Origin of the sequence: Flavobacterium panici (genome assembly GCF_903819335.1) — a bacterium.
In the GTDB taxonomy this organism is placed as follows: domain Bacteria; phylum Bacteroidota; class Bacteroidia; order Flavobacteriales; family Flavobacteriaceae; genus Flavobacterium; species Flavobacterium panici.
Genome location: NZ_CAIJDE010000006.1, coordinates 1 through 618, shown reverse-complemented (window position 1 = coordinate 618; position 618 = coordinate 1). Strand labels below are relative to the sequence as shown.

Below are 618 nucleotides of genomic sequence, written 5' to 3'. Positions count from 1 at the left end.
CTTTTTGATTTTTATTCTTAAAGCTCTTTCGGTCAATAGTATTTTTATTTTTTTAATGGAGCACGAACTTGGTTTCCATTCTCTATTTTCTTGATAATTTTTCTCAATAAAACTACAAATTCGCAGGGCATCAATTTTATCATTTTTACCCCTGACAAGACCTATACTTTTCTTGATATGCAGAGCCGATATTACATAAACTTTAAAGTTGAATTTTTCCAATACTTCAAAAAGATTCCAATTGTATCTGCCTGTATTTTCCATTGCTAAAATTACATTCTCATCTGAATATTTTTTAAAAAAGCGCTTTATAGCCGGAACGTTATTCTCAATAGAAAAGTAATTTAATGATTCTTCTTTTACACAAATATCTAAAGTCTTGCTGCTGATATCAATGCCAATAATAATGTTTTTCATAACTTTGCTTTTACGATTCAACAATGATTTGAGAAATTCATCATAAGCTCAACTCCTTAATAACGGGTCACTAGCCCAAATTTCTATCTGAGTCTTTGATGAAAGGGAAGCCAAAGTCTTAATCAAGATATGAGTCACAAACTCAGAGGAACGAATAGTTTACTTTTGCTTCCTTTCTCAATCATAAATCTACTTAAATTT

1 protein-coding gene is annotated in these 618 nt (G+C 29.9%); it reads right to left on the bottom strand.

Features of this window, described 5'->3' with window-relative positions; translation table 11 throughout:
* Positions 1 to 417 (bottom strand): IS110 family transposase (locus FLAPXU55_RS00055; protein WP_180855857.1); only part of this gene is annotated, 417 nt, incomplete at its 3' end.
* Positions 418 to 618 lie beyond the last annotated feature (201 nt).